The sequence below is a fragment of the Streptomyces sp. NPDC007991 genome, from assembly GCF_042958445.1.
GTDB lineage: Bacteria > Actinomycetota > Actinomycetes > Streptomycetales > Streptomycetaceae > Streptomyces.
In genome coordinates this window covers 127,471-141,340 of the sequence record NZ_JBIBJD010000007.1, presented here as the reverse complement: position 1 = coordinate 141,340, position 13,870 = coordinate 127,471, and the positions used below count along the sequence as shown (strand labels likewise).

Sequence of the window (13,870 nt, the reverse complement as noted above, 5' to 3'; positions counted from 1 at the left end):
GGAGAAGCCCCCGTTCCGCGCGAGGCGGGGCGGGGGCTTCTCGCAGAGGTCGGTGCCTCAGTGGGCGTGGCCGTGGCCGTGGCCCGCGGCGGCCGGCTCCTCCTCTTCCTTCTTCTCGACGACCAGGGTCTCGGTCGTGAGCAGGAGGGAGGCGATGGAGGCGGCGTTCTCCAGGGCGGAGCGGGTGACCTTGACCGGGTCGATGACGCCGGCCTTGATCAGGTCGCCGTACTCGCCGGTGGCGGCGTTGAAGCCCTGGCCCTTGTCGAGCTCGGCGACCTTGGAGGTGATGACGTAGCCCTCCAGGCCGGCGTTCTCGGCGATCCAGCGCAGCGGCTCGACGACGGCGCGGCGGACGACGGCGACACCGGTGGCCTCGTCGCCGGACTTGCCGAGGCTGCCCTCCAGGACCTTGGCGGCGTGGACCAGAGCGGAGCCACCACCGGAGACGATGCCCTCCTCGACCGCGGCGCGGGTCGCGGAGATGGCGTCCTCCAGACGGTGCTTGCGCTCCTTCAGCTCGACCTCGGTGGCGGCACCCACACGGATGACGCACACGCCGCCGGCCAGCTTCGCGAGGCGCTCCTGGAGCTTCTCGCGGTCCCAGTCGGAGTCGGTGGTCTCGATCTCGGCCTTGATCTGGGCGACGCGGCCCTGCACGTCGTCCTTGTTGCCGGCGCCGTCGACGACCGTGGTGTCGTCCTTGGTGACGGTGACACGGCGGGCGGAGCCGAGGACGTCCAGGCCGACCTGGTCGAGCTTGAGGCCGACCTCCTCGGAGACGACCGTGGCGCCGGTGAGGACCGCCAGGTCCTGCAGCATCGCCTTGCGGCGATCGCCGAAGCCGGGGGCCTTCACCGCGACGGCGTTGAAGGTGCCGCGGATCTTGTTCACGACGAGGGTCGACAGGGCCTCGCCCTCGACGTCCTCGGCGATGATCAGCAGCGGCTTGGAGGCGTTGGACTGGATGACCTTCTCCAGCAGCGGCAGGAGGTCCGCGATGGCGGAGATCTTGCCCTGCGTGATGAGGATGTACGGGTCGTCCAGGACGGCTTCCATGCGCTCCTGGTCCGTCACGAAGTACGGCGACAGGTAGCCCTTGTCGAAGGCCATGCCCTCGGTGAAGTCCAGCTCCAGACCGAAGGTGTTGGACTCCTCGACGGTGATGACACCGTCCTTGCCGACCTTGTCCATCGCCTCGGCGATGAGCTCGCCGACCTGCTGGTCCTGGGCGGACAGCGCGGCGACCGCGGCGATGTCGGACTTCTCGTCGATCGGGCGGGCCGAGGCGAGCAGGTCCTCGGAGATCGCGGCGACGGCGGCGTCGATGCCCTTCTTCAGGGCGGCCGGGGAGGCACCGGCGGCGACGTTCTTCAGGCCCTCGCGCACGAGCGCCTGGGCGAGCACGGTCGCGGTGGTCGTACCGTCACCCGCGATGTCGTTGGTCTTGGTCGCCACCTCCTTGACCAGCTGGGCACCGAGGTTCTCGTACGGGTCCTCGATCTCGACCTCGCGGGCGATCGTGACACCGTCGTTGGTGATGGTGGGGGCGCCGAACTTCTTGTCGATGACGACGTTGCGGCCCTTGGGGCCGATCGTCACCTTGACCGTGTCGGCAAGCTTGTTGACGCCGCGCTCGAGGGCGCGACGGGCGTCCTCGTCGAACTTCAGGATCTTCGCCATGGGAGCGTGAGCCCTCTTCCGGAATCAGGGTTAACGGCACTGCGCCCCGGGCGCCCGGCTTCTTAGCGATCGCGGGGGGCCAGGGGCGCAGCTCAAAGCAATGTGCTTGGGGTGAATTACTTCTCGACGATCGCGAGCACGTCGCGGGCCGAGAGGACGAGGTACTCCTCGCCGTTGTACTTCACCTCGGTGCCGCCGTACTTGCTGTAGAGCACGACGTCGCCGACGGAGACGTCGAGCGGAAGACGGTTGCCGTCCTCGAAGCGGCCCGGGCCCACGGCCAGGACGACGCCCTCCTGGGGCTTCTCCTTGGCGGTGTCCGGGATGACCAGGCCAGAGGCGGTGGTCTGCTCGGCGTCGAGCGGCTGGACCACGATGCGGTCCTCGAGCGGCTTGATGGCAACCTTGGAGCTGGTGGTCGTCACGATCCGACCTCCCCCTTCGGAGATCTCACGGGGTTAACTGTCTGAGGTGGCGACCAGGTGGATCCGTCGTCGCGGGTGCCGGACCTGCCCGTCGCTGTGTTGGCACTCTCCAGTGGGGAGTGCCAGAGCCGAGACTATGACTGCGATTAGCACTCGGTCAAGCGGAGTGCCAATTGCCTGCGGCGCGTCGGCCTGGACCGCCTCGTCCGCGCAGGAGTCAGAGGTAGTCCTCCAACCGCCCCACCCGCAGCCCCCTGCCCTCGATCTGCCTCAGCAGGCGCTCCGTCCGTTCTGTGAGCGTCAGGGACGCGGGCTCGCCCGACGGTACGGAGACGATGTCGCCCGGGCGCAGGGCGGGCTTGCCGCGCGTGTACGTCAGGGCGCCGCCGGGGTCCAGGGACGCCCGCCACAGGACGACCGCCCGGATGCCGCAGTCGGCGGCGGCGCGCAGGGTCGTCGTGTCGTACGTGCCGTAGGGCGGGCGGAAGAGGCGGGGGCGGATGCCGAAGCGGGAGCGGAGTTTGTCCTGCTGGCCGCAGATCTCGGCGCGCTGGCCGGCGTAGGGCAGGCCGCGCAGGGCGGAGTGGTCGAGGGTGTGGTTCTGGAGGGACGCGCCGACCGCGCGCAGCCGCGCGAAGTGGCCGTAGCCGGGCCCCACGACGCTGTCCGTGAGGAACATGCTGACCGGAAGCCGCCGTTCGCGGACGAGTCCGACGAAGGAGGGGTCGCGTTCGGCTCCGTCGTCGTAGGTCAGGAAGACCACCCGGTCGCGGGTGCGGACGTGGTCGACGACGGGCGCGAGACTGCCCCGGTCCGGCCCGCCGATGTCGCTCGGCGCGTGCGCCGGGGACTGGCCCCGGCCGTCCGCCTCCGTGCGCTCCTCCGCGACCCCGGCGCATCCGGCCAGCAGGATCACTCCCGCGCACACCACGGCGGCCGGTGACCGCCGCCTCACAGGTAGTCCTCCAGCCGGCCCACCGCGTACCCCTCGGCCGTGACCTTGTTCAGGAAGCGGCGGATCATGTCGGGCATCGTGCCCGGCCACTGGTCGCGGCCGCGGAAGTGGGTGAGGACGATGTCGCCCGGGCGCAGTCTCCGGTCCCCCTCGCGGTACTCCCAGTGGTCGGCGAAGACCTCCTCGTTCCAGAGGGGCGCGTACTCGATGCCGCAGGCCTTGGCGGCGCGCAGGGTCGCCCCGTCGTAGCTGCCGTAGGGCGGGCGGAAGAGGGTCGGGCGCTTGCCGTAGCGCTTCTCGATGAGGCGCTGCATGCCGCAGATCTCGCGCTTCTGGGCGCTGTACGACATGCCCCGCATGAGGCGGTGGCGGAGGGTGTGGTTGTTCAGGACCACGCCCCGGTCCTGCATCTGCTCGAAGTAGCCGTAGCCGTTCCTGATCAGGTAGCCGCTGAGGAAGGCGCTGTAGGGGACCTTCAGCTCGCTCATCATCCGCAGGAACGCCGGGTCCTTCTCGGCGCCGTCGTCGATGGTGAGGAAGACGACCTTGTCCCGGGTGGGGACGGTGGTGAAGACCGGCGGGAGGTTCAGTCGCCGGTGGCCCGTCACCTCGAAGCCCTGGCGGGTCGTGATCCTCGGCTTCTTCGCGGGGGCCGGCGGGGCGGTGAGCGGGACCGTCCTGAGCCTCCAGCGCTGCGCGGCGGCGACCCGGGCGGCGTGCGCGGCGCGCAGTTTGGAGGCGTAGGAGTCGAGCGCGCGGGCCGGGGGCGCGTCGAGGGGCTGCTGGCCGCCGGCCGCGGTGATCCGGCCGTTGTCGCCCTGCGCGCAACCCGAGGCGATGGCTGCGAGGGTGAGTACGGCGATGCCGATCCGCACACCGCCAGATGCCCGGCTTTTGTCATTTTGTACGACTGCTCGCATGACGCGGGATCCTCGCAGCCGGTCTCCCCGTCACGGGCCCCGACACCGCGACGGGCAGCGCACCATCCACCGAGTGGCCCACACGGGGCCCGGTCCGGACGCCCTGTTCCGGCGGCGCCGGAGCAGCGCACGCACACGGAGGGAGCCCGCCGCCCTCAGCGCGGCCCCGGCCCGACCCGCGCCCCCGGGCCCGGAGCCACCGGCTCCGACCCGACGGACCACGCCGATCCACCCGGACCGGCTTTTCGGCACACACACGAACCACGACCCACCGCCCCACCCCGGACAGGCCGACCTCGCGGCACAACGGCCACCGGGCCGGACACCCCCTCCCGGCGGCACCGCAGGCCCCCGGAGCCGGCGCCGCGCCCGGTGCCGCCGGAACAGCGCACGCACGCGGAGCGGAACCCACTGCCCTCCGCGCGCCCCGGCCCGACCTGCGCCCCGGGCCCGGACCCACCGGCACCGACATGACGCACCACGCCGATCCACCCGGACCCGGGCCGGCTTTCCGCTCACACACGAACCACGCCCCACCGCCCCACCCCGGACAGGCCGACCTCGCGGCACAACGGCCACCGGGCCGGACACCCCCTCCCGGCGGCGGGCGCCGCAGGCCCCCGGAGCCGGCGCCGCGCCCGGTGCCGCCGGGACAGCGCACGCACGCGAAGCGAAACCCACCGCCCGCCGCGCGAGAGCCCGGGCCGGCCGGCATCGGGCTGACGGACCATGCCACCGCCCCCGCCACCCGTGGCCGACAATGATCCGGTGAACGACCTCGCCCTCCTCCTCACCCCCGAAGGCCGCGCCCTCCTCGACGAGGTGCGGGACACCGATCCGGCGCGGGAGCTGGCCGTCGCGACCCGGCTGCGTCGTGAGCACCCCGCCGAGCTGGTGTCGGCGGCGCTGGGCCAGGCGCGGCTGCGGCAGCGGGCGGTGGTGAAGTTCGGGGCGCGGGACGCGGGGCGGATGTTCTTCACGCCGAACGGGGTGGAGCAGTCGACCCGGGCGAGCGTGGCGGCCTACCGGGCGCGGCGGCTCGCGGAGTCGGGGGTGACCTCGGTCGCCGACCTGTGCTGCGGCATCGGCGGTGACGCGATCGCGCTGGCCCGGGCCGGGATCCGGGTCCTGGCCGTCGACCGGGACCCGGCGACGGCCGCGGCGGCGCGGGCGAACGCCGAGGTGCTGGGGCTGGCCGGCCTGATCGAGGTGCGGGAGGCGGATGTCACGGAGGTGGACACGGCCGGATACGACGCCGTGTTCGTCGACCCGGCCAGGCGCGGCGGCCGGGGCCGGATCTTCGACCCCGAGGCGTACTCGCCGCCCTTGTCCTGGGCGGTCTCCGCAGCCCGCCGAGCCCCTCGCACCGCCGCGCTGAAGATCGCCCCCGGCATCCCGCACGAGGCGGTCCCCGAGGACGCCGAGGCCGAGTGGATCTCCGACGGCGGCGATGTGAAGGAGGCGGTGCTGTGGTTCGGCACCGACCCCGGGGCGGTACGGGCCACCCTGCTGCCGGGCCCGCGCACCCTGCTCTCCCGCGGCCTGCCCGACCCTGAGGTCCGCCCGCCCGGCCGCTACCTGTACGAGCCCGACGGCGCCGTCATCCGGGCCCACCTGGTCGCCGAGGTGGCCGAGGAGCTCGACGGCGGGCTGCTGGACGCGACGATCGCGTACATCACCGCGGACGAGCTGCGCCCGACCCCGTACGCCACCGCCTACGAGATCACCGACCATCTCCCCTTCAACGTCAAGAAGCTGAAGGCGCTGCTGCGGGAGCGGGAGGTCGGCAACCTCACGGTGAAGAAGCGCGGCTCGGCGGTCGAGCCGGAGGAACTGCGCAGGAAGGTCAAGCCGCAGGGCCGGCACTCCGCGACGGTGTTCCTGACGCGGGTGGCAGGGGCACCGGCGATGCTCATCGGGCACCCGGCCTGACCTTCAGGACTGCTCCGCCGCCCGCCGCAGCAGCAGGTCCCGCTCCCGTTCGTTCCGCGTCAGCGACGCCGCCCGTTCGAATTCCGCCCGGGCCTGCGCCGTGCGGCCGAGGCGGGCGAGGAGGTCGCCGCGGACGCTGGGCAGCAGGTGGTAGTCCCGCAGGGCGGGGTCGGCGCACAGGGCGTCGACGAGGGGCAGGGCGGCCTGCGGGCCCTCGGCCATCGAGACGGCCACCGCGCGGTTCAGTTCCACGACCGGGGACGGGCTACGGGCGGCCAGCAGGCCGTACAGCGTGGCGATGCGGGGCCAGTCGGTCTCCTCGTACGTGTACGCGTGCGCGTGACAGGCGGCGATGGCGGCCTGGAGGAGATACGGGCCCGGGGCGCCGGAGGAGGTGGCCTCGGCCCTGCCCAGCGCGGCGACGCCGCGGGCGATGAGCATGCGGTTCCAGCGGGCGCGGTTCTGGTCCTTGAGGAGCACGGGTACGCCGGAGGGCCCCGTGCGCGCCGCCGTGCGGGACGCCTGGAACTCCAGGAGCGCGGTCAGGCCGTGCACCTCGGGTTCCTTCGGCATGAGGGCCGAGAGCACCCGGGCCAGGCGCAGGGCGTCCTCGCACAGGGAAGGGCGCAGCCAGTCGTCGCCGGCCGTGGCGGCGTACCCCTCGTTGAAGACCAGGTAGATGACGTCGAGGACCGAGCCGAGGCGGGCCTCGCGGTCGGGGCCGTAGGGCACCTCGAAGGCGATGTTCCGCGTCGCCAGGGTGCGTTTGGCGCGGACGACGCGCTGCGCGACGGTCGGCTCGGGGACGAGGAACGCGCGGGCGATCTCGGCCGTGGTCAGGCCCCCGAGGAGGCGCAGCGTGAGGGCGGTGCGGGCCTCGGTGGACAGGACCGGGTGGCAGGCGGTGAAGACCAGGCGCAGCAGGTCGTCGTCGATGTCGTCCGGGTCGGCGGGCTCCTGAGGGGGTGCCACCGCCGACAGGTCCCGGCCGATCTCCGCCAGCTTGCGGGCGTAGTTCTCGCGGCGGCGGACCAGGTCGACGGCGCGGTTGCGGGCGGTGGCCATGAGCCAGGCGCCCGGGTTGTCGGGCACCCCGTCCCGCGGCCACCGCTCCAGCGCGGCGACCAGAGCGTCCTGTGCGAGTTCCTCGGCGATGCCGACGTCCCGGACGATGCGGGCGACGCCGGCGATGACGCGGGGCGACTCGATGCGGAAGACCGTCTCGATGGCCTCGGCGGCCCGGTCGGGCCGGGGCGCCGGGGAGGGGGTGGGCTGCGGGGTCACAACCCACCATCAGACACCCCGGGCGCCGCCCGGCCAAGGAGAACCGGTCAGCCCTCGGCGATCTGCCGGACCTCGGCGGTGATCGTCCAGTAGTCCTCGTGCTGGGACAGGAAGCGCTTGGTCCACTCGATGGCCTCGGCCTTGTCCTTGCACTGGCTGATCGAGTAGCCGCCGATGACCTCCTTGGACTCGGTGAACGGCCCGTCGGTGACGGAGAGCTTCCCGCCCTCCCAGGTCACCCGGGTGCCGTCCGCCGTCGGGGTGAGCCCGGCCGTGTCGAGCATGATCCCGGCCTTGGTGATCTCCTCCAGGAGCTTGCCCATGCGCTCCTGGAGTTCGGGGCTCGGGCCCTCGGCGGGGGCGTTGTTCTCGTCGATGCGGATCAGGGTGAGAAAGCGCGGCATGGTGACTCCTCGGGGCTCTGCGGAGCGAGGTCCTTCCTCGCTCTCACCCCTGCGTCGATCGAGGAACCTCCGGATCGACACCCTCGCCGGATTTTCCGCGGGATTTTTTCGCGGAGCGCGTTTACCCAGGTCAGCGCAGCGATTCCCACAGCTTCCGGGCCTCCGGCTCCTCGGCCACCACCCGGTTGGGATCCGTCGGCGCCCGCACGACCGGCATCGTCACCGTCCGCACCGCGCTCGCGGACAGGCCCCGCACGCTCTGCCCGAGCCGGGTCAGCTCGCCGAGGGAGTCCAGGCCGGTGTCGGTGGTGAGGCCGGCGGTCACCGCGTCCGCGACCCGGTACAGCTTCGCCGGGTCGGTGAGCAGGTCCTGCGCGGCGATCTGGTCCAGCAGTGCCTTCACCAGCTTCTGCTGCAGGCCGATCCGTCCCAGGTCGCTGCCGTCGCCTATGCCGTGCCGGGTGCGGGCCAGGGCGAGGGCCCGTGTGCCGTCCAGGTGGTGGGTGCCCGCCTTCAGGTGCAGATGGCTGTCGTCGTCGGCGATGTCCTCGTCCGTGGTGACGGTGACGCCGCCGAGCGCGTCCACGAGTTTCGCGAAGCCGGCGAAGTCGATCTCGATGTAGTGGTCCATGCGGACGCCGGTCATCGACTCGACCGTCTTCACCGCACAGACCGGACCGCCCACGGCATACGCGTCGTTGAACATGGAGTCGTAGGCGACGGCCGTCGACCCGCCGGACGGGCGCGGGCAGGAGGGGCGGGTGACCAGGGTGTCGCGCGGGATGCTCACCACCGTCGCGCTGGTGCGCCCGGCGTCGAGGTGGACGACCATCGCCGTGTCGGAGCGGGCACCGGAGCTGTCGCCGCCGCCGAGCCGCTGGTTCTCCGCGCCGCTGCGCGAGTCGGAACCCAGGACCAGGACGTTGAGGGCCTCGCCGGGCAGGGCCGGTGCGGAGGGAGACGGCGTGAGCACCGGCTTCGGCGGGCGGTTGCCGCCCAGCGCGTTGTCGATGTCGACGCTCTTGATGTTGTCGTCGAGATGCCAGTAGGCCCAGCCCGCCGAGCCGATGCCGAGTACCAGCGCGCCCGCCAGGGCGAGGCCGGCGATCCGCAGCGCTCTCGACCGCCGGCCCACTGCTCTGGCCGCGTCCTCCTGCCCGTCACCGTCCCCGGCCCCGTTTCCGTCACGTCCCGTCACGGGCAGGAACGTACGTCCGAATTATGACGAGCAGGGACCCAGGGCGATGTTTCTTCGGAAATTCTCAGACTTCTCCGTCCGGTCTCACCCCAGGGTCACCACGGGCACCGGGTTGCTCCCGCTCCACGAGGCATTGAAGCCGAACGTGACCGAACCGCCGTCCGGCACCGACCCGTTGTACGGGGCGTTCGTACAGCTGACCGCCGCGCCCGACTGCGTGCAGCTCGCGTTCCAGGCCTGGGTGATCCGCTGCCCGGCGCCGAACGTCCAGTCCGCCTTCCACGACGACAGCGAGGCGCCCGAGCAGGCGATCCGCACCTGGCCCGTGTAGCCGGTGCTCCACTGACTGGCGACGCTGTAGGTGGCCGTGCACGCGTCCGCCGGCGGCGGGGTCGTCGTCCCGCCGAGGGCCTCCGCGATGGCGTGGTACGCCGGTTTCGGCTGGTAGTTCTCGTCGTACGGGGTCGCCGCGCCCTGCCCGGGGAAGGTGTCCGGGATCCAGGAGTCGGAGTCGGTGAAGCCCCAGACGGTGACGCCGGTACAGCGCGCGACGGCCACGCAGGCGTTCATGACCGCCTTGTAGTCGGCGGCCTGCTGGGTCAGCTTCGCCTGCGTCGCCGGCAGCTGCATCCGGATGTCCAGCTCGGTGATCGCCACGTCGACGCCCAGGTCGGCGAAGCGCTGGATGTTCTGCCGCAGCGTCGAGGGCACCTGGCCGACGATGAGATGCGCCTGCAGCCCGACCCCGTCGATCGGGACCCCGCGCTCCTTCAGGGACTTGACCAGGTCGTACAGGGCGGTGCTCTTGGCGTTGACGCCCTCGACGTTGTAGTCGTTGATGTACAGCTTGGCGCCCGGGTCGGCGGCCCGGGCCCAGGTGAGGGCCTGTGCGATGTAGTCCTGGCCGAGGGTGTCGTGAAAGAGGGTCGAGCGGTAGGTGCCGTCCTCGTTGAAGGGCTCGTTGACCACGTCCCAGGCGGCCAGCCGGCCCTTGTAGCGGCCGACCTCGGTGGCGATGTGGTCCTGGACGACGGCGCTGAGCTGGTCCCGGGTCCAGTTGCCGTTCGTCAGCCAGCCCGGGTTCTGCTGGTGCCACAGCAGGGTGTGGCCGCGCACCTGCTGGCCGTGGGCCTCGGCGAAGTCCACGATCTGGTCCGCCTCGGCCCAGTCGTGGCTGCCCCGGCTCGGCTCGACGGAGGCCCACTTCATGGCGTTGCCGGGGGTGAGCGAGTTGAACTCGCGTCCGGTGATCTCGCCGTAGGTGCCGGTGAGTTTCGAGCCGGTGACCGCCGTGCCCATGATCTTGCCCTTGGCCTCGGCCAGGTCGCGCAGCGGGGCGTCGGCGGCGTGGGACGCGGGGGCCGCGAGCAGCAGGGAACCGGCCGTGACGACCCCGGCCAGCACGGATGTGAGGAAGCCCGATCTCAGCGATCTCATGTGCGGGTGCCTCCGAAAGTTTCGGTGGTGCAACCGATTGACTTCGGTGCAGTGTGGAGGCGCCCGGAACACCCGTCAATACAGCGACAGGTCAGCCCGCGGGCGGCGCCGTGCTGCTGCGCACCACCAGGCTCGTCGCCAGCTCGACCCGGGTGGCCGCCGGGGTGCCGGTCTCGCGGCCGAGGTCGAGGACGAGCTTGGCCGCCGCCTCGGCCATCTCCGTCAGCGGCTGCCGTACGGTCGTCAGCGGCGGCCCGACCAGGGGCGCCACCGGCAGGTCGTCGAAGCCGACCACGCTCAGGTCCTCGGGGACGCGCAGCCCCAGCTCGCGCGCGGCCTCGTACAGCCCGAGCGCCTGGAGGTCGTTCCCGGCGAAGACGGCGGTCGGCCGGTCCGGGCGGCGCAGCAGCTCCAGGCCCAGCCGGTAGCCGGCCTCGTGATGGAAGTCGCCGTTCGCGATCAGCGCGGGGTCGACCGGCAGCCCGGCCGTCTCCAGTGCGGCCCGGTAGCCGTCGACCCGGGCCCGGCTGCACATCATCTGCGTCGGTCCGCTGATCGCGCCGATCCTGCGGTGCCCCAGCTCGACCAGGTGCCGGGTCGCCGCGAGACCGCCCTGCCAGTTGGTCGCGCCGATCGAGGGCACGTCCGCCCCCGGGTCACCGGCCGGGTCCATCACCACGAACGGGATGGCGCGGCTGGTCAGCAGGGCCCGCTGGGACTCGTCGAGCCCGGACAGCACGAGGACCACGCCGTGCGGGCGGCGCGCGGCGACCTGGTCGGCCCAGGTCCGCCCGGGGGTGAGCCGCCCCGCGCTCTCGGACAGCACCACGCTGAGTCCCGCGTCCCGGGCCACGTTCTCCACGCCCCGGATGACCTCCAGCGCCCAGGCGCTCTCCAGCTCGTGGAAGACCAGGTCGATCAGGGGCGAGCGGGTCGCCTCGGCACGGCGGCGCCGGTAGCCGTGGGCGCGCAGCAGGTCCTCGACGCGGGACCGGGTGGCGGGGGCGACGTCGGCCCGGCCGTTGAGGACCTTCGAAACAGTCGGTGCCGACACACCGGCCTCACGGGCGATCTCGGCGAGCGTCGCGGTCTGCGCGTTGCGCGCCTGCGTCCGGGTTTGCGTCCGGCTTTCAACCGGCTCCGGGGATGTCATGGCGGCGATCGTATCCCTGCCGGCCCCCTTGACGAAGTCCCCGTGGCGCCATAGGTTCCCGGAACATTCGACATACTTATCGAAACATTCGTGGAAGCGGGCGTGAGAAACGCTCGTGAGCACCGTTCGTGAGAGGGCCGTCCGTCCACCCGACAGGAGCTTCATGACCACCGCGCCCTGGCGTGACCCCGCCCTGCCCGCCGCCGCCCGCGTCGACGACCTGCTCTCCCGGATGACCCTGGAGGAGAAGACCGCCCAGCTGTACGGCGTGTGGGTGGGTGCGTCGACGGACGGTGACGGAGTCGCTCCGCACCAGCACGACATGACCGTGGACTACGAGTGGGACGAGCTGATCACCCGCGGCCTGGGCCAGCTCACGCGCTCCTTCGGCACCGCCCCCGTCGACCCGGCGCTGGGCGCGCAGGCACTGGCCCGCGCCCAGCGCCGTATCACCGAGGCCGGCCGCTTCGGCATCCCGGCGGTCGCGCACGAGGAGTGCCTGGCCGGCTTCACCGCCTGGCAGGCCACGGCCTACCCGGTCCCGCTGGCCTGGGGCGCGACCTGGGACCCCCCGCTGGTCGAGGAGATGGCCCGCCGCATCGGCACCGACCTGCGCTCGGCCGGCGTCCACCAGGGCCTCGCGCCCGTCCTGGACGTCGTACGCGATCCGCGCTGGGGCCGCGTGGAGGAGACGATCGGCGAGGACCCGTACCTGGTCGGCACGGTCGGCACGGCCTATGTGCGGGGCCTGGAGTCGGCCGGGATCGTCGCCACGCTGAAGCACTTCGCCGGGTACGCCTCCTCGGCCGGCGCCCGCAACCTCGCGCCCGTGCGGGCCGGCACCCGCGAGTTCGCGGACGTCACCCTCCCGCCCTTCGAGATGGCGCTGCGCGAGGGCGGGGCCCGTTCGGTGATGGCGGCCTACACGGAACGGGACGGCGTCCCGGCCTCGGCGGACCCGGAGCTGCTGACCGGCCTCCTGCGCGAGGAGTGGGGCTTCACCGGCACGGTCATGGCGGACTACTTCGGCATCGGCTTCCTCCAGACCCTCCACCGCGTCGCCGGCACCCCGGCCGAGGCGGCCCACGCGGCGCTTGAGGCCGGCGTCGACGTGGAACTGCCCAGCCTCAGGTGCTACGGCGGTCCGCTGGTGGACGCGGTCCGCTCGGGCGAGATCCCCGAGGCACTCGTGGACCGCGCGGCCCGCCGCGTCCTGCTCCAGAAGTGCGAACTGGGCCTGCTGGACGAGGACTGGACGCCCGAGCCGGCCGCCCCGGTCGACCTCGACTCGACGGGCAACCGGATCCTGGCCCGCCGCCTGGCCGAGGAGTCCGTCGTCCTGCTCGACAACCCCGACGGCCTGCTGCCGCTGGCCCCCGACACCCGGATCGCGGTGATCGGTCCCCGGGCGGCCGACGCCCTTGCCATGCTGGGCTGCTACTCGTTCCCGTCCCACGTCCTCACCCACCACCCCGGCGTGCCGACCGGCATCGAGATCCCGACGGTCCTCGACGCCCTGCGCACCGAACTCCCCGACGCCAAGGTGACGTTCGCGCACGGGTGTGATGTGACGGACCCGGACACCTCCGGCTTCGAGGAGGCGATCGCCCGCACCGCCGAGGCGGACGTGTGCGTGGCGGTCCTCGGCGACCGTGCGGGCCTGTTCGGCCGTGGCACCTCGGGTGAGGGCTGCGACGCGACGGACCTCGCCCTGCCGGGCGCCCAGGGCGAGCTGCTGGACGCGCTGGTGGCCACGGGCGTCCCCGTGGTGCTGGTGCTGCTGACCGGCCGCCCCTACGCCCTCGGCCGCTGGCACGGCCGCCTGGGCGCGGTCGTCCAGGCGTTCTTCCCGGGGGAGGAGGGCGGCCCGGCGGTGGCGGGAGTGCTGTCGGGCCGCGTGACCCCCTCGGGCCGCCTCCCCGTGAGCGTCCCGCAGGTCCCCGGCGGCCAGCCCTGGACGTACCTCCAGCCGCCCCTCGGCCTCGCGGGCGAGGTCAGCAACCTCGACCCGACCCCGCTGTACGCCTTCGGGCACGGCCGCTCGTACACGACGTTCGCCTGGGAGGACGGCACGGGCGGCGCGGAACCGGCGGAGATCGGCACGGACGGGACGTACGACGTCTCGGTGACCGTCCGCAACACGGGCGACCGCGAGGGCGCCGAGGTCGTGCAGCTGTATCTGCACGACCCGGTGGCCTCGGTGACCCGCCCCGACGTACGGCTGATCGGCTACCAGCGGGTGCGGCTGGCGCCGGGGGACGCGGCCCGGGTGCGGTTCCGCTTCCACCCGGACCTTTCGGCGTTCACCGACCGTTCGGGCCGCAAGGTGGTCGAACCGGGCGCCCTGGAACTACGGTTGGCGGCGTCCAGCACGGACGTACGCCACACGGCCCACCTCACCCTCACGGGCCCGGTCCGGGTGCTCGGCCCCGACCGGCGGCTGCGGTGCGAGACGGAGGTGACGGACGCCGGGTGACTG

General features: G+C 72.7%; 11 protein-coding genes. 2 read left to right on the top strand and 9 right to left on the bottom strand.

Features of this window, described 5'->3' with window-relative positions:
* Nucleotides 1–57: 57 nt before the first annotated feature.
* From groL to ACFZDA_RS21325, 4 genes are all read right to left on the bottom strand, one after another.
* Nucleotides 58–1,683, bottom strand: coding sequence for a chaperonin GroEL (gene groL, locus ACFZDA_RS21340; protein ID WP_391083619.1), 1,626 nt, complete (start codon nt 1,681–1,683; stop codon nt 58–60).
* 116 nt (nt 1,684–1,799) lie between these two features.
* Nucleotides 1,800–2,108, bottom strand: coding sequence for a co-chaperone GroES (gene groES, locus ACFZDA_RS21335; RefSeq protein ID WP_003974211.1), 309 nt, complete (start codon nt 2,106–2,108; stop codon nt 1,800–1,802).
* Nucleotides 2,109–2,325: 217 nt separating this feature from the next.
* Nucleotides 2,326–3,063, bottom strand: coding sequence for a polysaccharide deacetylase family protein (locus ACFZDA_RS21330; RefSeq protein ID WP_391083616.1), 738 nt, complete (start codon nt 3,061–3,063; stop codon nt 2,326–2,328).
* Nucleotides 3,060–3,983: a polysaccharide deacetylase family protein gene (locus tag ACFZDA_RS21325; protein ID WP_391083613.1), complete on the bottom strand. Its 924-nt coding sequence runs from the start codon at nt 3,981–3,983 to the stop codon at nt 3,060–3,062. The genes ACFZDA_RS21330 and ACFZDA_RS21325 overlap by 4 nt, the downstream gene beginning before the upstream one ends.
* A gap of 768 nt (nt 3,984–4,751) precedes the next feature.
* On the opposite strand from ACFZDA_RS21325, the gene ACFZDA_RS21320 reads away from it, so the two are divergent.
* Nucleotides 4,752–5,915 carry a methyltransferase domain-containing protein gene (locus ACFZDA_RS21320; RefSeq protein WP_391083610.1) on the top strand — a complete coding sequence of 388 codons (1,164 nt, stop codon included), beginning with the start codon at nt 4,752–4,754 and terminating at the stop codon, nt 5,913–5,915.
* Nucleotides 5,916–5,918: 3 nt separating this feature from the next.
* Here ACFZDA_RS21320 and ACFZDA_RS21315 read toward each other — a convergent pair whose 3' ends face one another.
* From ACFZDA_RS21315 to ACFZDA_RS21295, 5 genes are all read right to left on the bottom strand, one after another.
* Entirely contained in the window at nt 5,919–7,199 is a 1,281-nt protein-coding gene (locus ACFZDA_RS21315) for a sigma-70 family RNA polymerase sigma factor (RefSeq protein ID WP_391083607.1), read from the bottom strand.
* Nucleotides 7,200–7,246: 47 nt separating this feature from the next.
* On the bottom strand, nt 7,247–7,603 hold the full coding sequence (locus ACFZDA_RS21310) for a YciI family protein (protein ID WP_391083604.1): 357 nt from the start codon (nt 7,601–7,603) through the stop codon (nt 7,247–7,249).
* A 130-nt stretch (nt 7,604–7,733) separates the two neighbouring features.
* Nucleotides 7,734–8,801 carry an LCP family protein gene (locus ACFZDA_RS21305; protein WP_391083601.1) on the bottom strand — a complete coding sequence of 356 codons (1,068 nt, stop codon included), beginning with the start codon at nt 8,799–8,801 and terminating at the stop codon, nt 7,734–7,736.
* 84 nt (nt 8,802–8,885) lie between these two features.
* Nucleotides 8,886–10,238, bottom strand: coding sequence for an endo-1,4-beta-xylanase (locus tag ACFZDA_RS21300; protein ID WP_391083599.1), 1,353 nt, complete (start codon nt 10,236–10,238; stop codon nt 8,886–8,888).
* A gap of 91 nt (nt 10,239–10,329) precedes the next feature.
* A complete protein-coding gene (locus tag ACFZDA_RS21295) occupies nt 10,330–11,391 on the bottom strand; it encodes a substrate-binding domain-containing protein (RefSeq protein WP_391083596.1) in 1,062 nt (353 codons plus the stop codon).
* Nucleotides 11,392–11,554: 163 nt separating this feature from the next.
* Here ACFZDA_RS21295 and ACFZDA_RS21290 point away from each other — a divergent pair, with 163 nt between their 5' ends.
* Nucleotides 11,555–13,867, top strand: a complete 2,313-nt coding sequence (locus ACFZDA_RS21290; RefSeq protein ID WP_391083593.1) for a glycoside hydrolase family 3 N-terminal domain-containing protein — start codon at nt 11,555–11,557, stop codon at nt 13,865–13,867.
* Nucleotides 13,868–13,870 lie beyond the last annotated feature (3 nt).

What these genes read in the sequence shown, in the direction of transcription:
- ACFZDA_RS21290 (WP_391083593.1), top strand. Translation starts at nt 11,555, where the DNA reads ATGACCACCGCGCCCTGGCGTGACCCCGCCCTGCCCGCCGCCGCCCGC.
- groL (WP_391083619.1), bottom strand. Translation starts at nt 1,683, where the DNA reads ATGGCGAAGATCCTGAAGTTCGACGAGGACGCCCGTCGCGCCCTCGAG.
- ACFZDA_RS21310 (WP_391083604.1), bottom strand. Translation starts at nt 7,603, where the DNA reads ATGCCGCGCTTTCTCACCCTGATCCGCATCGACGAGAACAACGCCCCC.
- ACFZDA_RS21325 (WP_391083613.1), bottom strand. Translation starts at nt 3,983, where the DNA reads ATGCGAGCAGTCGTACAAAATGACAAAAGCCGGGCATCTGGCGGTGTG.
- ACFZDA_RS21300 (WP_391083599.1), bottom strand. Translation starts at nt 10,238, where the DNA reads ATGAGATCGCTGAGATCGGGCTTCCTCACATCCGTGCTGGCCGGGGTC.
- ACFZDA_RS21295 (WP_391083596.1), bottom strand. Translation starts at nt 11,391, where the DNA reads ATGACATCCCCGGAGCCGGTTGAAAGCCGGACGCAAACCCGGACGCAG.